The following is a 22,303-nucleotide window of genomic DNA, read 5'->3' as shown; positions in this document are numbered from 1 at the left end:
GGCTCAACTACTTAGTTGAGCTTTTTTTTGCCTGTAATTTATCGGTTATCACTGCACATAATATTTCAGCGCTATGCATTACAATTTATTACGCTATCAGCACAGTAAAAAACAGCATTTATCACTATTATTATCCTAACTTTTCAACGGTAGAAGTTTGAAATAGTAATTTTGTTATACTCTCCCTAGTATATTTTTGTGGCTCAACTGCTTAGTTGAGCTTTTTTTTGTTTGTAATTTATCGGTTATGATTGCTCATGATATTTCAACGCTAAGCATTACAATTTATTACGCAATCAGCACAGTAAAAAACAGCCTTAATCGCTATTATTACTTCAACTTTTAAACACCATGTTTGAATAGTGATTTTGTTATACTCTCCCTAGTATATTTTTATGGCTCAACTACTTAGTTGAGCTTTTTTTTGATTAAAAATTAGCACCTCGATTACAAACTGTTACAGAAACAACACAGTAAAAAACAGCCATGACCGATATGATTAACTTGCTTTTCAAACAATATGTTTGATGAGTTGATTTCATACTTTCCCTAGTATATTTTATATAACGGCTCAGCCCCCCTTTCGCTGAGCTTTTTTTTTACCCAAAAAACCACCAACGAGCTTAAATTATTGCCATTGAACGCAATATTGTTGCTAACCATCTTGTCGCACTCTAATATAGCCAAGAGCTAATTCTTACGTTAACTAAAACAATAACGGACAATTATGAAACCGACATTTAAATTAACCACAGCAGCTATTTTAGTTGCGGCAAGCTTATCCGCTTGTAGTGGTGATAACAAAACCACAACAGACAACGTAGCAGCAAAAACGGTAAGTCAAAAACTCACGGCAAAAGATGCTGAAAAGTTCTTAAAGGATACAGAAAAGGAACTTGTACAACTCAACTTAGAAGGCAGTCGTGCAGCCTGGATCAACGCCAACTTCATTACCGAAGACACTTCTGCGTTAGCTGCAGAAGCAGATCAAAAGTCTACTGAAGCAGGTGTTCGTTTTGCCATGGCGGCGGCAAAGTTCGATGATGTAGAAGTAAATTCCGATCAACGTCGAAAATTAAACATATTAAAGCAAAGCTTAGTCATGCCAGCTCCACAAGATTCAGCTAAGTCTGCTGAACTAGCCAAAATTGGTGCAGAGCTTGGTAGCATGTACGGTAAAGGTAAATATACGACTAAAGCAGGTGAGACATTAAGCCTAGGTCAAATGACGGCAAAAATGGCAAACTCGCGCGATTACGATGAGTTGCTTGAAATGTGGCAAGGCTGGAGAACTATTAGTCCAGATATGAAGCCTTTATATACCCGCCAAGCAGAGCTTGGAAATGAAGGTGCGCAAGGTTTAGGTTACCCTGATTTAGGCGCTATGTGGCGTTCAAATTACGATATGCCTGCAGACGAATTTGCAAAAGAACTTGACCGTTTGTGGGGACAAGTTAAGCCACTATATGACGACTTACATTGTTACGTACGTTCAGAGCTAGGTGAAACTTACGGTGAGGATAAAGTACCGCAAGACAAGCCAATTCCAGCGCACTTACTTGGTAACATGTGGGCACAGTCTTGGGGCAATATTTACGACTTAGTAGCACCCGAGAATGCAGATCCTGGCTATGATGTTACAGAACAGTTGGCAGCAAATAACTACGACGAAATTAAGATGGTAAAAGGTGCCGAAACCTTCTTTACTTCGCTAGGTTTTGAAGCTTTACCAGAAACGTTTTGGCAGCGTTCTTTATTCACTAAACCAGCAGATCGCGATGTGGTTTGTCATGCTTCAGCATGGGATTTAGACGCCAAAGATGATATTCGCATTAAAATGTGTATTCAAAAAACAGGTGAGGAGTTTTCAGTTATTCATCACGAGTTAGGCCACAACTTTTATCAACGTGCCTACCAAAACCAACCTGTTTACTACCAAAACAGTGCCAATGATGGTTTCCACGAAGCCATTGGTGACACAATTGCTCTTTCTGTTACACCTAAGTACTTAAAAGAAATTGGCTTAATTGACTCTATTCCTGATGAGTCGAAAGACATTGGCTTATTAATGAAAATGGCACTTGAGAAAATTGCGTTTATTCCATTTGGTTTAATGGTTGATCAATGGCGTTGGAAAGTATATTCAGGTGAAGTAACACCTGAGAACTACAATACAGCTTGGTGGGAATTACGTGAGAAATATCAAGGTGTAACAGCACCTGTAGAGCGTGATGTAAATGCTTTTGATCCAGGAGCAAAATACCATGTTCCCGGTGGTGTGCCTTACTCACGTTATTTCTTAGCGCATATTCAACAGTTTGAATTCCACAAAGCATTGTGTGAAATTTCAGGTAATACTGACCCAATTCACCGTTGTTCTATTTATAACAACAAAGATGCCGGTAAAGCTTTAAGTACCGTACTCGAAATGGGTTCAAGCAAGCCATGGCAGGAAGCATACAAAGTGCTAACAGGTAGTGAACAAATGGACGCTACAGCGATTCTAGATTATTTTTCTCCGTTACATACTTGGTTAAAACAGAAAAACCAAGGTAAACAATGTGGCTTTTAAGCATTAGCTAGCAATATGCTTAACATAAAAAAGCCCTTAAATTTAATTGTTTAAGGGCTTTTTTGTATCTATTTACTCAACATTAAAGTTTCGACCAATGCCGAGTGATTAAGGCATAATCCTTTGTTCGCTGTCAATTGTGCTAACTGTAGTATTTTGTAGCTCATTTTTAAGACTAAACTTAGGTTTTAGAACTCGATTCAACTGCAATTTATTTGCTAGCACATTTGATAAGTTGTTCGCTTCTACTGTCATACTAAACATGGAGTAATTGTATCTCTGCCACTTTGGCTGTATATAGTCTTCTCTTTGAATATCGATGATACTATTTAGATAATCACTATAACTGCTAATACCTGGATAACCGGACGCTATAATATCCATTGTTATAGTATCTATTCTTGTGCTTAGTTCATCGTCAGAAATAAAGCTACTTAAGTCAAGGTTATCAAGGCTAGGGGCTTGTCCGGAAGTAGGCGCAAAAATAAACCAGTCAAGCATAAGCCCTCCATACCCAACCGCTCTCATACCTATGTTAATGTAATCAAAATCAGTGCTATTAGACAAAGAGTAACTGCCAGAGTCACTGGTAAGTATCTCAAATAATTCGTTGTAATCAACTACTGTTAGAGGTAAGTCGAATGTCTGGTTTATATCAGTTGTACGCTGACGAGATAATGTATAGGAGTATGCTTCGTTTACATCAGGAATGTCATTTAAAAAATCAAAATTAAAAGCGTCAATGACATGAAAATCTATTTGCTCGAACGGGTAATTATATACGTTTTGGTCACCTGAGGTGGCCAGACTTCTAAAGTAATACTCACCATCAATAAAAGCTGCAACTCGTCGACCCGAGCCATTGGTGTTAATACTAACAACTTGCCCCTGGCTCAAAGTATCAATAGATGAAACTTGCGTAAAATTCGGAATTAAGACCCCATACGATTCTTCTGGGGAAGAATATCGCATTTGCGCCGACATTAAATTTACATTTTCATTTATTTTCGTACATTCTCTAAGCCCTAATACCTGTGATGAACCAACTGAATTGTTAACAGTATTATAATAAAATATACTCGTAGTTAAGCTTCCTACATCTTGAGGGCGAGCTGGAGAGTTCACTATCAGATCACTTTCTTGACAGCTACATTGGCTTGTATCAAAAGTCCTTATTTTCAATGTTCCCATATTACCAACAGGATGATCTATATAACTAGTCAGTGTAACAGGGGTTTCTCCCTCGATATCTCTCACTCCTCGTGTAACAATTGATAATGTCTCAGTAGGACTAATTGAAGAGTAATTCATCTCGCCGCTGGCATTCGCTGAAATCACTTCCTTATTAGAGAAATCATTATTATGAATTAATAACTTAGCATCTGAGGCCCTAGTTTCATTTCCACATTCGTCGACATAAACAGCTTTAACGGTAATTATGCTTGGTGTAGGAGGGATAGGTGTTGGTTGTGTAGTGTCCGACGAACCACCCGAACCTCCACATGCAGATAAAATAGCAGCACAGGAAAGTGCGCCAATTGAGGCATTTAATTTCATTACAGCTTAATCCTTTAATTTATTGTTATTGTTAATTGACGTAACAACTTTATGAGTTCCATCATAACAATAAAAGAATAAAATCAAAACCTTATAAAAATACTATCTATGTTAAACGTGAATTAGGTGCCTGAAAGGTAATTATTCTTAACTCGCGATTTTATTTCGCTCTGAATTTTTTTGCTATATATTGCATTATCTGCATCTTAATAGAAGGGTTTAGCAAATACTGAGTATGTTTCATATGTACACAATTTTAAAAAATTTTCTATATAAGGGCTATTAATCAACAATAGCTTCATATATTTCACGAAACTTATCTTTTACCTTTTCAAAAGCCTGGCATATTTCAGGATCAAAATGACCACCAGCATTCTCTGCAATAAACTTACTTGCTTCATCAAACGACCAAGCTTTTTTATAAGCACGCTTGCATGTTAGTGCATCAAACACATCAGCCACCGCAACAATACGTCCAGATAGTGGTATATTTTCTCCTATTAAGCCTCCTGGGTAGCCACTGCCATCCCATTTCTCATGATGAGACAATGCCACTTCACGTGCTATTGATAAAACTTCAGATTTGTCAGTACCAAGAATTTGTGCCCCAATAATGGGGTGACTTTTCATTAACTCCCATTCATTTGCATCAAGTTTTCCAGGTTTTAGCAATACATCATCGGGAATACCTATTTTGCCAACATCATGCATAGGTGCAGCTAAATAAAGTAAATTAACCCAATGTTTATTATCAGTAATGTAATCAGCAAGAATACGAGAATATTCACTCATTCGCATTACGTGTTTACCCGTTTCATTATCTTTATACTCCGCAGCACGCCCTAAACACTGTAAAATTTCCAGCTGGGTTTCCTGCAGTTTTTTCGTGCGCTGTTCAACTAAGTGCTCTAAATGTTTTTGCTGATTTAATAGCAACATCTGTGTCTTAACACGCGCAATAACAATATCGGGCTGAATTGGTTTACCTATATAATCAACCGCACCTAGCTCTAGCCCTTGCTTTTCATCTGATATCGACGACTTAGCGGTAATAAAAATAATCGGTATATGTTGCGTTAAGACATCAGCTTTCAAAATATTGCAAACCTGATAACCATCCATTTCTGGCATCATTACATCAAGTAGGATCATAGATATATCATTATTCTTTCTTGCGATTTCAATAGCTTTAGGACCGTTTAATGCGACTTTTATCCGGTATTTGCCCTGTAAAACCCCTTTTAATACATCGATATTTGTCGGCGTATCATCAACAACCAGTATTGTAGGTTTATCCATAAAAAATTACTCCAATACGCATTATATAAGTTCTCTAATACAATTAATGATTTGCTGGGCATCGTCAAATTCATAAGCATTCACGTTGTCTATTAACTGCGTAAGTAATGCATTAACTTTACTACTGATATGAACACCTTTAATGCGCTCAGCTACTTCAAGAGCACTGGTATCATCTTCTAATACAAACGCTTCTAATTCATCTAATAGCGCTGAAAAACTCTCAAGTTCAATGCTTTTGCTAACCTGGTTTGAATTACGGTCCAGCCTTTTGACAGCAATGCTAATTTCACAAATATCTTTAGTAATTAACTGACAGACATTTTCAATATTTTCATACTGCAGCAACTCTTGCCTAAGTAATGTCTCCAATTCAACAGTCTGTCTTTGAATAGATTCTGCGCCAATATTCCCCGCAACTCCTTTTAAAGTATGAGCCTTTAATTTGCATTCAGAAATATTCCCTTCGTGTAATAGTGTCAATATAGACTGCGAAAAATTTGCTTCACTCGCGACAAACTTAGCTAATAGTTTCAAGTAAAGTGATTCATTGCCTTGACATATCGCTAACCCCTTTTCAGCATTTAATGTCGCTATATTTAACTTAGTTATCAATGGCGACACTCCATACATTCTGTCTAACGAATCTCCCTTTGGAGTTTTAACTAACTCGCTAGCATTTTGATTTACGACTATCCAATTAGCCATTTTCGCAAACATATCTTTGATATCGATTGGTTTAGCAATATGATCATCCATACCAACTGCTAACGCTTTTTCTTTGTCTCCTACCAGAACATTAGCTGTCATGGCAATAATTGGTGTAGTCGTGTTTTTTCCATGGACTCTAATTGTTTTTGTTGCTTGATAGCCATCCATAACAGGCATTTGACAGTCCATTAAAATACCATCAAAACTCTTATTTTCGGCCAAATCAACCGCTTCTTGGCCATTTACTGCAGTCGTAACACGTATATCTCGGCTTGTAAGTATTTCTTGCGCCAGCTCTAAGTTAATTTCATTGTCTTCAACCAGTAAAATATTTGCTCCGCGAAGTGGTTCAACGGTGTCGGCAATTATTTCATCAACGGTTTCGGGTGTTAAATTCAACTCACTGCGATAGCCTACGGCGAACTCAATACCTTTAATCAACGCCGAATAGGTAATAGGTTTGCTCAAGTATGCTTGTATTAGGTTTTTGTCATATGCGTCAGACTTTTCTTGAGCATCTTCCCAGCTAAAAGCGGTCACAAGCATAAATTTAGGAGTTACTTTTGTACTTAAGTGTTTCTGATAATGTTCTTTTGCTTGAATTATAAAGTCAACACCGTCAATGTTTGGCATACACCAATCACTAATAACAATATCAAAATGGTACTCATTATCCGCAATGATACTAAGCGCTTGCATTGCACTGCCTGCCTGAACAACTTCTAAACCTAATGCCTTCAGCATAGTAGACAGTATTGCTAATGCCGTTTTATTGTCATCAACAACTAACACTTTTTTTACATTAGAAGATACTAGTACCGCGAGATCATGCGATTTTTCTTCACCTTTTTTCAACGAAATTTTAAATGAAAACGTTGTGCCCTGACTTACCTCACTTTTTACCCAAATATCGCCATTCATTAGTGATACTAAGTTTTTACAAATCACAAGGCCTAAACCTGTACCGCCATATTGGCGTGTCGTAGAAGAATCAGCTTGACTAAACGACTGAAATAATTGGCCTAATTGCTGTTCGGTCATGCCTATACCTGTATCTGTAACATCAAACTGCAATTGCACATCCGTATCTGACTCGGTAATTGGCTTAACAGCAACCAATATTTCTCCTTGATGAGTAAACTTAACTGCATTGTTACATAAGTTCATCAATATTTGATTTAACCGCAAGGAATCACCAATAACGGTTAACGGTAACTCAGCTGCCAACGAGAAAATAATCTCCAAGCCTTTCTCTTCTGCCTTCATACCTATTGTACTGGCAAGCTCTGATAACATGTCATCTATTTTGAATTTACGCTCTTCCATCTTAAGCTTACCGGCTTCAATTTTAGAAAAATCAAGGATATCGTTAATAATGCCTAATAATGACTGTGCGGAATTACTCACTTTTTGAATGTAATTACGCTGTTTGTTATCTAGTGATGTTTGCAACGCCAAATGAGACATACCAATAATGGCATTCATCGGTGTTCTGATTTCATGACTCATGTTTGCCAAAAATTCACTTTTTGCATGTGAAGCTTGCTCAGCATCTAATTTTGCTTGTTTAAGTTCATTTTGCATCTTAAGGCGATTAGTTATATCACTGAAAACTACAACACAACCTTTAATAACACCATTGTTAACTATTGCGCGACTGGTATACTCCACAGGAATAATGTGCCCATCTTGATGGTAAAAATGTTCTTTGTCTGAGTTATAAACGCCACCAGAAGTAATGGTTTGATGAAATAAGTGATTTTCGTCAATGGCGCGATTAGAGTCTCCAGTAACAACCAGCGATAAGACATTTACCGCATTTAAATGCTGATCTTGGTAGCCCAAAATAGCCGATGTACTGTCATTTACAAACAGTAACCTCCCTTTAATATCAACACCAAACAATCCTTGCCCTACAGATGAAAGAATTGAGCGCCCTTGCTCTTCTAGCGAAACAAGCTTTTTAGTGCGCTCATTTACTAGATGTTCTAACTCTATTTTTGAGGTCTCTAAACTATCTTTTGCTTCGTGTAAGCTTTCATTAGCCTTTCGACCAAGCTTGAGGGTTAGCAAAATTGACGGAACGGCAAATGACATAACAATAAGCACTAACAAAACTATGCTTCGTCTTAACAATTGAAAAGATCTATATGCTTCATCTGCGTCAGTTTCAATCACTAAACCGTAATTATAATCTGTATTCCAGTAATGCAAAGATAGAACATAACGGCCATTAAGTCCTTTAGACTCAGATACTTGATTAGCATACCTTGTGTTTTCATGGTCATTGTTATCAACCATATCAATATAAGGTCGGTCTTGATAAAAACCATGCCCCAATTCATCGGCAAACGTAATATTTCCCTGAACTTTAATTGAATCAACAATTGCTTGGTTAACAAGGTAATTGCCTTGCCAATTGGTAGCAAATAGCTGCCCTGTTTTTCCATATGAAATGTTATAAACTTGTTCAAAAAATAAGTCTTCAGCACTAATTTCATCTAATAATATTGCAATAATATTATGCTGCTTATCAATAATAGGCTCTAACGCTAAAACACAACTATATAATGGTGCAACTTGCTGGCTATCAACACAAACATTGCTAGGGAAAAGTACACGATTACCTTTACTTACCTCGGAAAAATGTAAAGGGTATTGAGCCTTTAATTGCTCTGCAATTTCACTATTATTACCCAGTAACACATTCCCTGATTGGTCAACCAAACTACGTTTACTGGCACGGGTAAAGCGCGAATATTTCTCCCAAGATTTTCGTATTCGTTCAGCTGCATCTTGTTTTTCTACTTCGTTTTGTGCATTTACGAATAACTCAATATTATCAATAGCGGGCGTCTCATTTAACTCGTAATTTAAAGTGCCAATGTACAAGGCAAGGGTATCAGAAATTTTATCTTCGGCGAGCTCTAATGTTCTTTGCAGGCTTTGACGGGTATTGCTTTTAACCTCCTCTTTATATTGCTCCAATATCATCCAGCTGGCCATTATGACAAAGGTGGCAAACAGTGCGATAGCCAACAGCATAAATTTTTCAAAACCTTGAGAGCCAAAAATTAATATTGCTCGATCGGAATGTACAGCTTTGTTGAGAACATAAGCAATAATAAACAGCACGACTAACAAAGCAATTAGTAAGGTAATGGTCGAAGAGAATTGCTGAATGAAATCATCGGTTTTAAAGTCTTGCGATGTCTCTTTAGGTAGTAACAAATAATTAGCTACAATCGACTTTAAACTGATATCTTGATTGGTAGATTGTAGTTTAGTTAAAATTGAACTTAATTCAGGTAAGCTCTTATGAGTTAAAAAGTGAATATCTTGTGCCGGTAATTCATTGATTGGGATGCTTTTTAACCCAGTTATTGCATTTTTCTCTTGCACACGCGATACAAACAGTTGTGCATCCAGTAATGCGGAAACATCATTGTTCATTAGTAAGGTCATAGATTCCATCAAGTTATTTGTTGTCACTATGTTAACTTGCGGATATTGTTCTTTAATTAATTTTTCTGACAAGTAGCCTTTTACAATGGCTAGTTTCTTATCATTTAGATCTTCTAAACCACGCACATCGCTATTACTTTCGTTCACATAAAGAAAATCCCTAATTTTCATTATCGGTTCGCTATAGTAACCTAGTTGCTCACGACTGCGGTGATAATAGACTCCAGACACAACGTCAAGCTGTCCTGATTTAAATTTCTGTAATAATTCAGCAAAATTGCCAACAACATACTCTACTTCTATTGATGTAAGGGCAATCAGTTGTTGAAGATAATCAATGCTTATACCAGTAAGCTCCCCGTGCTCTCGAAACGATAATGGTTCGATATCTTCAACTCCAACCCTAATCACTCGTTGACTATCGAGAAGTTTGCGTTCCAGCGGATTAAAAAATACATCATTAGTACTGTTAAGCACTTCATTTGAATACAATTCAATGGTAGCGATACGCTGACCTTCATAAACAATATCTTGCTGGTACATCTTAAAATTAAGTAAAGGGGCAGGTATTGAACGGTTAAATACTCGTCTTTCGCTATCAAAATAATAACTAAAGATTATTTCACCTAATTCATGTTCTCTAATTTGTACTGCTTTAATCTGACTATTGTCAATAATGAGATGTTCAAGACTTCCTTTTAAGGCATGATTATCTAGTTTATATACGTGTACTTTGCTGATATTCGCTAATAATGATGTAAGTTCTGCCATAGAACGGCTTTCTGTTGAGTGACTATATAGAGATAACGTCATCAACATAATTACAGCGAACCTGATCCATTTTATAACGCTCAAATTAAACATAGTAAAATGCTCTTTTCATAATAAAGGGGGGAAATAAATATCTAAACGGCAATGACCTTACCCGTTATTTCGAATATCGTACTTTTTCAATAAACGTGATAACTCGCCACTCAACTTCATTTCAGTAATTGCACGATTAATTTGTGGCAATAGGTACTGACGCTTTTTACCAATACGAATACGGAGCTGATACTCTTTCTTAGCAGCAAGTGTTGTTAAATCACCATCGCTAAAGCTCTGATAATAATCGAGAATAGCGTTTGGAATTAAAGCAATATCACACCGTTTTCGTTTTAGCATCTCAAGCAGGTGTTGATCACTATTTCCTTGCACATCGTTGCCTGCTTTTTTCATGCTTTCTTCAATGTTGAATCCAAGTACAACACAGGGTACAGCCTCTTGTGGGACATCAATCCAATATTGCAGTTTATGCTTATTGTCGGAGGAAACAACCCAAGACTCACGCGACAACATAAACGGTTCGGAATAACTTGTAATATCAATTTCATTTTTTTCTTGCCGCCATAGTGGGTCAGTCCCCATCTCAATATCTAAGCGACCAGAAACCATCATTCTTCGAAGGCGAGCTTGAGGGTAGTAGCGGTAAATAAAATTAATATTTGTTTTACGTTCAATTGCCGACAAAATATCTCGATAGAGCCCTTGCTTCTTACTTTCTTTAGCAAAAAAATACGGCGCTCGCCCACCTTCAATTAAACCAACGACTAACTTTTCGGGTTTGCTTTCTAAAGAACTTGCAATAGCCTGCACTGAAAAAAGTAAATAAAGACTTAACCAATACGTTAATTTCAATTAATTTATTTCCTTACATCAATTACATTACTTAATATACATAGTAATGTAACCTAATTATCTTTTTAAATTTATATATCAGTAGTATAGCAACACTTCATTGTGACAATAATAAAGCTTTATTTTCAAAGCATACATAAATTACAGGCTTGATTTAACTGACTAACAAAAATTTCAATATATTTCAGGTTTTTAAACATCATTCTAATTTCAAGCTTTAAAGAAAGTGTGTTACTTTTTTTCTTTTATAGGCAATCAAACGCTTAACTATTCAATATGAAAATACCTGCTTATAGTGGCATTAAGGAAAGTTTCAACATCTGCGGGTTTTCACTAAATTTTAGCTACCTTTACTAAACCAAATAAACTTATAGTTCATAATGCATTGTAATTTATAGAATTTAATAAGTGGCACTCGCTTTGCTTTATAATTAGGTAATAATATACTTATAAATAAAATAAACATATCAGCAACGGAGTGACAAATGACGGTAATTTTAGAAGATCGCCCTATTGAACAAGTTCGTGAAGAAACTATAGATCAACTAATTTTTAACTATAGCCACGGCATCATTTCATCGGAAGCTTTTGAGCGCCGCTTAGACCAAGCAATGAATAGTGAATCACATCAAGAGATTGTCGACCTCGTTGCTGACTTAACACTAAAAACCGACACCCATTATAATGATAAAAAAGAGTATCAATTCACTCCTAATTACTCAAGCGCTGATAATGAGAATGAAACATTAAATTTAAAAAGTATATTAGGTAATGTCGAGCGTAGTGGTCAGTGGTACGTACCAAAAACAATTACACTACGTAACGTTTTGGGCGAATCAACTTTAGACTTTACTGATGCTGTATTTCAGCATCAAAATGTCACCATTAGAGTCAATTGTATCCTAGGTAATGCTACCGTTTACGTACCTGAAAACATCAACGTGATATGTAAAACCTATGGCATTGCTAGCAGTATTGAAAATAAAGCACCATCGTTAGCCCCCCGCCAAGCACCATGTATAACCATTGAAGGTAAAGTAGTGCTAGGCGCTCTAAATGTTTCGGTAAAAAGAACCATTAAAGAAAAATTTATAACTTTTGCTAACAATTTAAAAGCCGCATTTGATAGCAACAAGTAATAATATTAATACCAAACTTATAAACTCTCTAGAGGAGTGTTAGTTCTATAAACTAACGCTCCGAATTCTTTTTTGCAAAGGTAATTAAATTAAACCAAACGCAGATAACAAGCTACGAGCGCTCAACATACAGGCAATGAATATTACGCTAACAGCAATAGTATTTTGCCAAATATTATTACGAAACTGACCAAGCTTTTCTGTATTTACAATCCATAGCAAAAAAATGCTAATAATTGGCAAAAGCAGACCGTTAGCAACTTGTGCAAACCAAATTATTGCCACTGGCTTAAAACCAAGACAACTGACCGAAACACCAATAATTAAAATAACGCCCCAAGTCAATTTAAAGCCAAAACCATTTAGGCTTTTATCTAAATTTAAGACTCCACTTAAAGCGAATGCTGCCGCTAACGGCGCTGTAATAGCCGATGAAATACCAGCAAAGAAAAGCCCAAAACCTAAAAACACACTCGCCCAATCACCAAAAAGTGGTTGTAATGCAGGAGCTAAATCTGCAGCACTACGTAAACTCAACTGTTGACCAAAAAACGCAGAGGCCGCTGTTGATAATATAGCAACTGAAATTAACGCCCCTAAAGGCACAGAAATCAGTAAATCTTGCCTGGCCGAAGATAAGTCATCAGCCGATTGCCACTTTTTACTGGCGGTCGAGGCATGTAAAAATAAATTATATGGCACCACAGTTGTACCAATTAAGGCAATTACCGTCAACGTTGCGCCAGTAGGTACTTCAAACGCGATAAAGCTACGTCCTAATTCAAGCCAAGGTGGCTCAGTTAGAAAGAAGGTGGCAACAAAAGCAATACTCATCAAGCCTACAAGTAACACTAATGCTCGCTCAATAATTTTATAACTTCCCGTAGCAAGCAAGAAAAAGGCAACCAAGCCAATAACAATAGGGAAAATACTACTAGCGTGTTCGAGGGGCCAACCAAGTTGTGAGGATATGCTACCTAAACCTAAACTGGCACCGGATATATTGCCACTTTGATAGGCGCCATTACCGATAACAATTGCACTAACCACTAGGGCAATAACAACATTTTTAACCAATGGCTGAGTAATTGCGTTGCGTATATTTTCACCTAGGCCTTGTTGCGTAACAATTCCAAGACGCGCCGACATTTCTTGCAAAACAAGCGTTGCTATCATGGCAAATAACAGCGCCCAAACCAGACTTAAACCAAAATTTGCACCAGCCAATGAAGCCGTTATCACAGTACCTGGACCAATAAATGCCGCGGTTACTAAAAATGCAGGCCCAACCTGAGGTAATTTCATACGTACACCCTATTTTTTATTATTGTGGGAGAGAGTGTCATTACTTTATCATATCAAGTGCTATCGACAATTGCGGTATCGAAATATAATTTAGAGAAAACAAATTCTTAACTTATGTCAATTAGAAGCGAATAACGCTTTCTCGAAATAATTTATCTAGGCAGATTAAATAAACTTTATTAAACTAGCGGCACGTAAACCCATCAGTTAATCGTTATGGAAAAACATCAAGAATTATTAATTGCATTAAGAAAAGTGATCAGGGCAATTGATTTACATTCTAAACATTTAAGTAAAACCTCAGGTTTAACAAGTCCGCAATTACTTATCATGCTAGAAATAGAAAAAACCGCTGGTGTCAATTCAAGTCAAGTGGCAAAAAGTGTTAACTTAAGCCCTGCTACTGTTACTAACATAATAGATAGGCTTGAAAATAAAGCCCTTGTGTCAAGAGTAAGAGATACTCAAGACAAGCGCAAAATAGGATTATTTCTGACTAACGAGGGAAAAGCACTTTTACAAAATGCACCTCAAGCCTTGCAAGCACATTTCATTGAAAAGTTTTCTAATTTAGCGCCTTGGGAACAATCACAATTACTTTCATCAATGGAACGCCTATCTGAAATGATGAATGCCGATAAGATAGATGCCTCTCCGCTACTCGAGCTCAATGCGATGAGCGCCAGCAGTATAAACAAAACTGACGCTACATAGAGTTAACGTAGCAAATGTAAAAAGTGTAAATGCTTGTGGTATTGATCAATCACGTTATTGATCACCGCCGTTTTTGACCAACCCATAACGTCATAGTCTTGTCCACCTTCGCCTAAATGGACTTCTGCACGATAATAACTCTGCTCATCATCATCTTCACTTACAAAGTCCGGTTGAGAGTGTTTACCCGCCAATACTCGATAAACAAAAGGTTGCTCTTCACCATGGTCAACTGTTAGCGTTAATGCTTCCTCATTACTGATCTCAACACTAATTTGATTTTTTCGTAATTCTTCTGCAACTAATTCAAGTGCAGGTTCAACGGTTTGGCTTATAAAGCGATTCACGTTGTGCTTATTAGGAAAATCAACAATATTTTTTAAACGTGCCTGCCAGCTATCATTATTTTCGTTATTAGCATGAGGAATTGCAGCAATTAGCTGACTCTCTTGTTTTACCCCTTCTACTTTTAGCGCTTTAACCAAACCAACAATAGCAATTAATAAGACAATGGCAAATGGCAAGGCGCTGGCTATGGTCATGGTCTGTAACGCGTTAAGCCCTCCAACCAATAACAAAATAGCAGAAACAATACCAATGCCTACAGCCCAATATACGCGTTGCCATAACGGGGTATTATTGCTGCCATGAGAACATAGCATATCAACCACCATAGCCCCCGAATCGCACGAAGTTACGAAAAATATAACTATCATTAGAACACTGAAAAACGACAATACTGACGCCAGTGGGAAATTCTCAAGAAAAACAAACAGCGCTACAGACGAGTCTTTACTGACCATATCTCCAAGAGCTACAACACCTTGGTTATAGACCAAATCAATCGCACTATTTCCAAATATAGTCATCCACAATAATGTAAACACCGTAGGGATCAGCATAACTCCGAGAATAAACTCTCTAATGGTTCGTCCTCTGGAAATTCTAGCGATAAATAGGCCAACAAAAGGAGCCCATGCTAACCACCATCCCCAATAAAATATCGTCCAACCGCCTATCCAATTAGTCTTTTTATAGGCAAATAAATTAAAGGTGTTATGAACAATATCCGCTAAATAATCGCCAATATTTTGTAAATAAGCTTTAAGTAAAAATACCGTTGGCCCTAAAACAAAAATTAAGGTAAGTAAAATGACCGCTAAAATCATGTTTGCTTCAGATAACCTTCTGATTCCTTTATCTAATCCAGTGGCAACAGATATAACAGCAAGTGAAGTAATTCCCAACATAATGATAATTTGATTACTAACAGAAATATCGATATTAAATAAATAATTAAACCCAGAATTGACTTGTGATGCACCTAAACCAAGTGATGTAGCAACACCAAATACTGTACTAACCACAGCAAACACATCAACTAAATGACCAGGCCAACGATAAATGCGCTCACCAATAAGTGGAAACAATGCTGAACGTAAGGTTAAAGGAAGATTATGACGATAGCTAAAATAAGCCAACACTAGCGCAACAATGGCATAAATAGCCCATGCATGAAGCCCCCAATGGAAGAAGGTCATTTTCATTGCTTCTTGAACTGCGTCAACAGTGCCAACTTCAGCTGTTGGCGGTGACAAGTAGTGCATTAATGGTTCAGCAACACCAAAAAACATTAAACCAATGCCCATTCCAGCAGCAAATAACATTGAAAGCCAGGTAACTAACGAATAGTCGGGAGTTGCATGATCCGGTCCTAAGCGAATTTCACCATAACGAGACAACCCTAAAAACATAACAAAAAAGAAGATGAACGCCACCGTTAGCACGTAAAACCAACTGCCATTATCAACAATACTTGCTTGGATAAGTTCAAAAAAACTCTGTGCTTGTTTCGGCAGTACGGCAGTGAAAAGTAATAGCGCAATAATAATCGATGAAGCCGTAATAAAGACCTTGTTGTTTAACTGGCTCTTAGAAGCTAAAGACAAACCATTCCCCTAAATTTAATTCGAATTGATATTATATCTGGATAAGTTCCACTGTAAACAATCTTAAATAAAAGCGTAGAATTACCATAAGCATCCTCAGTTAAGTTTTTGAATAAAATACCATATGTTGCTAAACTTCAAACTAGGCTAAATATAGTTAGAACTCTAATAGTATTTAATCGACCATATAATAAAAATGCCAAGGGATAACCAATATGAAACTCACTAAGCTGCATTGTGCCGTATTAACGGCAATCGCGGCATCAAGCTCTCTGTATGCCGAAGAAATAAAAAAGCAAAATAAAGCAACAATTGAAGTTATTGAAGTTACCGCAACGAAACGCACCGAATCAATTCAAGAAGTTCCGGTTACGGTAAGTGCTTTGACAGGTGACAGTTTGGAAAAATTAGGTGTCGCGAATTTTGATCAATACGTGGAGTTTCTGCCAAATGTTGTTTTTCAGGGTACAGGTCCTGGCCAGAACGAAATCTACATTCGTGGCGCTGCAACTACACAAACCAGTATTGCAGTATCTTCAGTTCAGGCATTACAACCATCGGTGGCATTTTATTTAGATGAACAACCTGTTTCCATGCAAGGCCGTAATCTCGACATTTACGCGACAGATGTTGAACGTATAGAAGTATTACCAGGACCACAAGGCACACTATTTGGTGCTAGCTCACAGTCAGGTACGGTGCGTTTAATTACCAATAAGCCTAATCACGATGGTTTTTCCGCTGGTGTCGATACCAGCACAAGTTTTACTAAAGGCGGAGATATGAGTAACTCACTTGAAGCCTATTTTAATATGTCTTTAAGTGATTCATTAGCCGTGCGCGTTGCTGCTTACAATGATCATCAAGGTGGCTGGATTGACAACATACTCAATGTTCCAGGTGAAGGTGGTTACACTGGTAGTGCAGTTGTTATTAGTCGCGTTTCAGGTGGTGCTTTAACAAATCCTGAAAGTGTACCGGTTACACCACCTAAAAATGATACTTTGGTCGAAGATAACTTCAACACCGCAGACTATGCTGGAGCCCGATTCGGCTTATCTTATCTCATCAACGATGAATGGGAGCTTCTAGTTCAGCATACACAACAGTCCCTTGATACTGAAGGAGTTTTTGCTTACGACCCGAATTTGGAGGGAGAATCTTCAACTAATCGATTTGTTCCTGAAGATAACAATGATGATTTTGGCCTAACCACATGGACCCTTGAAGGTCGCCTTAAACACCTTGATATTGTTTATACGGGCGGTTATCTAGATAGAGATATTAACTCAACGGTTGATTACACCGGATACACTAACGGTGGTTCATTTGCAGCCTATTATGCCTGTAACTATGCTGGAACACCTGAAACTCAAGAATGTGTTGATCCAACTAAATTTTACAAAGAAGAAACCAGTACATCGCGTACAACTCACGAATTTCGTGTTAACACTTCATCTGAGAACCGCTGGCGTGTCACTGCTGGGGTATTTTACGACTCACAAGAGTTATCAACTGTAGGTCAATTTCAGTTAGGTAATACTGACCTACCATATTTTACTGACTTGCAAAGAACACTTGCTGGCAATGAGGGTATCAACAGCAATGGCGGTCCTTTCTCATCGGAAATAAGCTTTGTTAATGATATTACCCATACCATAGATCAAATAGCAGTATTTGGTCAGTTTGAATTTGATATTACCGACACAGTTACCGCAAGCCTTGGTGCTCGTTGGTATGAAATCGAAGATACCTTTAAAGGTGCAACAACAACGGTTGATGTTAGTGGCCGATTGCGAGCCTTCGGCGATGGCAGCGACGCAGCACTTACAGAGTTTTTTGGTGCCGAAGAAGCTGCCGCCATTCAGGCGGCTATTGCCAGCGGTCAACTAGACACAAGCTTACTCGATAGTGACGGAACATTAACCGTCGATGATACTATCATTAAAGCTTCACTTGATTGGAGAGTAACTGATAATCTAATGGTTTTCGCCTCATATTCTGAAGGCTTTAGACCTCCTGTAACTAATCGCGTTGGTGGTGGTTTAGCGAAAAATCAAGAAGGAGCCTTCGACGGTTTCCGTATTCCAGTATATTCAACGACCGATAGCTTAGACAACTTTGAATTAGGCTTTAAATCGACATTATTCGATCAAAGCTTACGTTTTAACGCGACCGCCTATTATTCAGAAATATCTGACTTACAAACATCACGATTTGATCCAACCAATATCAGTTTCTTAGTATTTACCGATAATGTTGGTGATGCTGAAATTAAAGGATTCGATGGTGACTTTACTTGGGTAGCTACCGACAATTTGGTTATCTCTGGTGCATTTAGTTTTATCGATACTGAATTGACTTCAATCAACCCAGAATTAGCAGGTATTGCCCCAGCAGTTGGCAGTCGCTTACCCTATTCAGCAGAGTTTTCAGGTAACCTGCAAGCAGAGTACTTTTACCCTATCGCCAAAGATATGACCGGCTATGTTAACGCCTCACTAAGCTATACCGGAGAAAGATTAGCCAGTATGACTATGGATGCATACGTATTAGAAGACGCGACAAATTTAGTTTATGGCACTGGCTCGGGGTTAAGTATAGAAAAGGAAGCTGAGGTATATTCTGGTGTTAATTATAAAGATAGCAATGGCAACACGTTTGCTGGTGGTCGTTATATACAAGACAGTTATGTGTTGGCAAACTTAAGTTTTGGTATTACTAACGATGAATGGAAAGCTGAACTATTTATTGATAATTTAACCGATAAAAGTGCAGTTTTATACATTGATACTCAGCAATTTACACCAAAAGTAGTCACCAATCGACCACGAACCATCGGCTTTAGGTTCTCATATGACTTTTATTAGCGTTAACTTGTAATCCGCTAAAAAGCCGTTTGATATCTGTATCAAACGGCTTTTTATTGATACAGTAACTTTGCTTTTACAATAATAATTATTCTCGGAGTTAATTCGTTGGAAAACCCAAGCCCTACTTCTATTGCGACACATTTAAAATCAATTCAACAATTAATTCAAACAGCAAAATTTGAACATGCAATTAGCCAAGCAAAACAATTACAAAGTCAGGTAACGCAAAGCCAACAACAAGTTGAGTTGTGGTATTTAATGGCCGTTGCACAACGCTATTTTGGCCAGTATTCCGAAGCTTTTGAAAGTATTCAAGCGTTGCTTACGCTAAATCCAAAACATAGTCGTGCATATCAAGAACAAGGCTACCTCAATCTTGCAGTTAAGAAAACTACGCAAGCAATATCGTCCTTTGAACAAGCAGTAAAGATGAATTCCAGTTTAGTCGCAAGTTGGCAGGAATTAATTAACCTATATCGAGACACAAGCCAAACTGAAAATGTACAAAAAGCAGCGAATCAATTAGCAAAGCTTAAAAATTTACCACCGGCATTGCTTGCTGTCACTGAGCTAATGCAAGAAGGACAATTACATAAAGCAGAACAAATATGTCGCCAGTTTTTGCAAAATAACAAGCGAAACATTGAGGGCATGTGCCTATTAGCGGAAATTGGTATCGAAATGAAAGTGTACGACGATGCCGAGTTTTTACTATCCAGTGCTTTAGAATTAGCACCTGAGCATGTTTATGCTCGTTCGCAATATTTAAATTTACTGATTCGTATCGGTAAATATAAAGCAGCGCAAACTCAAGTTGAAGCCTTATTGACCGAACAGCCCAATAACCTAAGTTATCAAGTTGCCAAAGCCACTATCTTACTTGGACTAGGTAACGTTGAACAAGCGGTGAGTATTTTTGGACAAGCAATTAAGAAAAGTAAAGCGGACGAACATCAAAGCGCTGCTTTTCATTTACAATTAGGCCATGCACTAAAAGCCAAAGGTGATATAAAAAAAGCAGTTGCCGCTTACCAACAAGCTTATCGCCTAAAACCAAGTTACGGAGATGCTTTTTGGAGTCTTGCCAATACCAAAACCTACCGTTTTAATGATGACGAAATTACCCATATACAAGCGCAAATAAGCCAATCATTACTAGCGCCAGCCGATAAAATTCAATTACATTTTGCTAATGGCAAAGCCCATGAAGACAGAAAAGACTACGACAAAGCGTTCCAAGCTTATCATCAAGGTAATAAATTGCAGCGTGACCACAATGGCTTTGACATCACAAAAATAGAACAGCAAGTAGCCGAACAAATACAATATTGTACACCAGAGCTTTTTGCTAACCGTGGGCAATTAGGCTTAAACACACCAGATCCTATTTTTATTGTTGGCTTACCACGTGCTGGCTCAACATTACTCGAACAAATACTGGCATCACACAGCCAAGTTGACGGCACTATGGAGTTGCATAATATTTTAGGTTTAGCTGCTAGATTGCGTGGTCGTCATCAAAACAGCAATACCAACCTTTACCCTAAAAATTTAAATGAAATAAAACCAGAACTATTCAAACGTTTTGGTCAGCAATTTATTGATGAAACCCAGGTATACCGAGAGCATGCGCCATTTTTTATCGACAAAATGCCAAATAACTTTCTCCATATTGGCTTAATTCGACTAATACTACCCAATGCTAAAATTATTGATGCCAGACGCGCGCCGATGGCGTGCTGTTTTAGCGGCTTTAAGCAGCTGTTTGCTGAAGGACAAGATTTTAGTTACGACTTAGAAGATATTGGTCGATATTACCAAGCATATCTAAAATTGATGACACATTGGCACTCAGTGCTCCCTGACTTTATATTAACAGTGAACCATGAAGACGTTGTTGATGATTTAGAAAAACAAGTGCGAAGAATACTGGACTTTTGTGGGTTGTCATTTGAGCAATCATGCGTTGATTTTCATAACACCAAGCGCACGATTAAAACACCTAGCTCAGAACAAGTGCGTCAACCTATTTATAAGAGTGCTACTGAACAATGGCGACACTTTGAGCATCACTTAACACCATTAAAAGCCGTATTAAATATCATGTAATTATTAAAATTTACTGTTGCTCTAGCCACTCTTTAGGTGACATATTGGTTTGCTTTCGAAATACTCGAGCAAGTGCAGATGCCGTTTCATAACCAACACTATTGGCTACAATGCTGACATTCTTACCTTGCTTTAATAGTGATTGCGCCACGCCAACTCGCCAGCTAATTAAGTAATCATTAGGCGTTTGACCAATAACATTTTTAAAAACTTCAGCAAACTTAGAGCGAGACATTAACGCCAACTCAGCCATTTTTGCTAATGACCATGACATTTCCGGATTGTTATGTAATTGCTGTAATACATTCTTTAATTGCGGGTGCATTAACCCAGCTAACATGCCTTGAGCAATGTCTCCGCTTGTAATCAATGAACGCATCATGTTGATGATAAAAATTTCCATCAACCTATTCATTACTGCTTGTCGGCCCTGCAATGTCTGCCCCGCTTCATCAATCATCCAATCAATATTTGTTTGCAAAAATGGCGACTGTGCTAGCGGTAAAATTAATAAATCAGGTAAAGCATCAGCCAATAGGTTCGAACGGTTGCCACCGTAGGTAACTGTTGCACAAATTAACTCAGCGTTATCAGTATCTCTTGCTTTTAAGCCATGTTTAACTGGCCGTGGTAGGAAAATAATTGAGGGTTTATCTAAAACAATCATCGATTTATCTAAGCCGAGAATTGACAGTGTGCCACTACGCAATAAGTGAATATGCCCTTCTAGGGCCTCCCCTTCATTAAAGTGGGATAAACCACAAAGCTTACCGGTGTAAAACACTCCTGCTTGTAAGCTAAATCGATCAATAATTTGAGAAAGATGGTCCATAAATAGCCAACTTGGACGATTTGGTTCAAAGTTCGGACGATTGTATCCCACTCATTAATCATTCGACACTATTATTTCTCCTGTCTTCAACAATTAAACAA

Annotated in this window: 12 protein-coding genes; 5 read left to right on the top strand and 7 right to left on the bottom strand. The window is 37.7% G+C overall.

The window, feature by feature from the left end; translation table 11 throughout:
* The first annotated feature begins 727 nt into the window (after nucleotides 1-727).
* Entirely contained in the window at nucleotides 728-2,572 is a 1,845-nt protein-coding gene (locus AC27E9_RS08750; protein WP_487129275.1) for a M2 family metallopeptidase, read from the top strand.
* Nucleotides 2,573-2,680: 108 nt separating this feature from the next.
* On the opposite strand, the gene AC27E9_RS08745 is transcribed toward AC27E9_RS08750, so the two are convergent.
* From AC27E9_RS08745 to AC27E9_RS08730, 4 genes are all read right to left on the bottom strand, one after another.
* A complete protein-coding gene (locus AC27E9_RS08745; RefSeq protein ID WP_487129273.1) occupies nucleotides 2,681-4,129 on the bottom strand; it encodes a hypothetical protein in 1,449 nt (482 codons plus the stop codon).
* 282 nt (nucleotides 4,130-4,411) lie between these two features.
* The gene (locus AC27E9_RS08740; protein WP_487129271.1) at nucleotides 4,412-5,428 is read right to left on the bottom strand and encodes an HD-GYP domain-containing protein; all 1,017 of its coding nucleotides are present in this window, start codon (nucleotides 5,426-5,428) and stop codon (nucleotides 4,412-4,414) included.
* Between the two features lie 21 nt (nucleotides 5,429-5,449).
* Nucleotides 5,450-10,423, bottom strand: coding sequence for a response regulator (locus AC27E9_RS08735; RefSeq protein ID WP_487129269.1), 4,974 nt, complete (start codon nucleotides 10,421-10,423; stop codon nucleotides 5,450-5,452).
* Between the two features lie 102 nt (nucleotides 10,424-10,525).
* A complete protein-coding gene (locus AC27E9_RS08730; RefSeq protein ID WP_487129267.1) occupies nucleotides 10,526-11,281 on the bottom strand; it encodes a substrate-binding periplasmic protein in 756 nt (251 codons plus the stop codon).
* Between the two features lie 485 nt (nucleotides 11,282-11,766).
* Between AC27E9_RS08730 and AC27E9_RS08725 the strand changes: the two genes are divergently transcribed.
* Nucleotides 11,767-12,420 carry a LiaF domain-containing protein gene (locus tag AC27E9_RS08725; protein ID WP_487129265.1) on the top strand — a complete coding sequence of 218 codons (654 nt, stop codon included), beginning with the start codon at nucleotides 11,767-11,769 and terminating at the stop codon, nucleotides 12,418-12,420.
* 84 nt (nucleotides 12,421-12,504) lie between these two features.
* On the opposite strand, the gene AC27E9_RS08720 is transcribed toward AC27E9_RS08725, so the two are convergent.
* The gene (locus tag AC27E9_RS08720) at nucleotides 12,505-13,725 is read right to left on the bottom strand and encodes an Nramp family divalent metal transporter (RefSeq protein ID WP_487129263.1); all 1,221 of its coding nucleotides are present in this window, start codon (nucleotides 13,723-13,725) and stop codon (nucleotides 12,505-12,507) included.
* Nucleotides 13,726-13,941: 216 nt separating this feature from the next.
* Here AC27E9_RS08720 and AC27E9_RS08715 point away from each other — a divergent pair, with 216 nt between their 5' ends.
* The gene (locus AC27E9_RS08715) at nucleotides 13,942-14,439 is read left to right on the top strand and encodes a MarR family winged helix-turn-helix transcriptional regulator (RefSeq protein WP_487129261.1); all 498 of its coding nucleotides are present in this window, start codon (nucleotides 13,942-13,944) and stop codon (nucleotides 14,437-14,439) included.
* Between the two features lie 2 nt (nucleotides 14,440-14,441).
* On the opposite strand, the gene AC27E9_RS08710 is transcribed toward AC27E9_RS08715, so the two are convergent.
* Complete coding sequence (locus AC27E9_RS08710) at nucleotides 14,442-16,388, bottom strand: BCCT family transporter (RefSeq protein ID WP_487129259.1); 1,947 nt, start codon at nucleotides 16,386-16,388, stop codon at nucleotides 14,442-14,444.
* A 215-nt stretch (nucleotides 16,389-16,603) separates the two neighbouring features.
* Between AC27E9_RS08710 and AC27E9_RS08705 the strand changes: the two genes are divergently transcribed.
* Together AC27E9_RS08705 and AC27E9_RS08700 are read left to right on the top strand one after the other, a co-directional pair.
* On the top strand, nucleotides 16,604-19,258 hold the full coding sequence (locus AC27E9_RS08705) for a TonB-dependent receptor (RefSeq protein WP_487129257.1): 2,655 nt from the start codon (nucleotides 16,604-16,606) through the stop codon (nucleotides 19,256-19,258).
* 108 nt (nucleotides 19,259-19,366) lie between these two features.
* The gene (locus tag AC27E9_RS08700) at nucleotides 19,367-21,370 is read left to right on the top strand and encodes a tetratricopeptide repeat-containing sulfotransferase family protein (RefSeq protein ID WP_487129255.1); all 2,004 of its coding nucleotides are present in this window, start codon (nucleotides 19,367-19,369) and stop codon (nucleotides 21,368-21,370) included.
* A gap of 10 nt (nucleotides 21,371-21,380) precedes the next feature.
* On the opposite strand, the gene AC27E9_RS08695 is transcribed toward AC27E9_RS08700, so the two are convergent.
* On the bottom strand, nucleotides 21,381-22,253 hold the full coding sequence (locus AC27E9_RS08695) for a cupin domain-containing protein (RefSeq protein WP_487129253.1): 873 nt from the start codon (nucleotides 22,251-22,253) through the stop codon (nucleotides 21,381-21,383).
* Nucleotides 22,254-22,303 lie beyond the last annotated feature (50 nt).

It is taken from the genome of Colwellia meonggei, assembly GCF_057537295.1.
The sequence above is the reverse complement of the archived record's forward strand: the minus strand, read 5'-3'. Positions and strand labels throughout refer to the sequence as shown.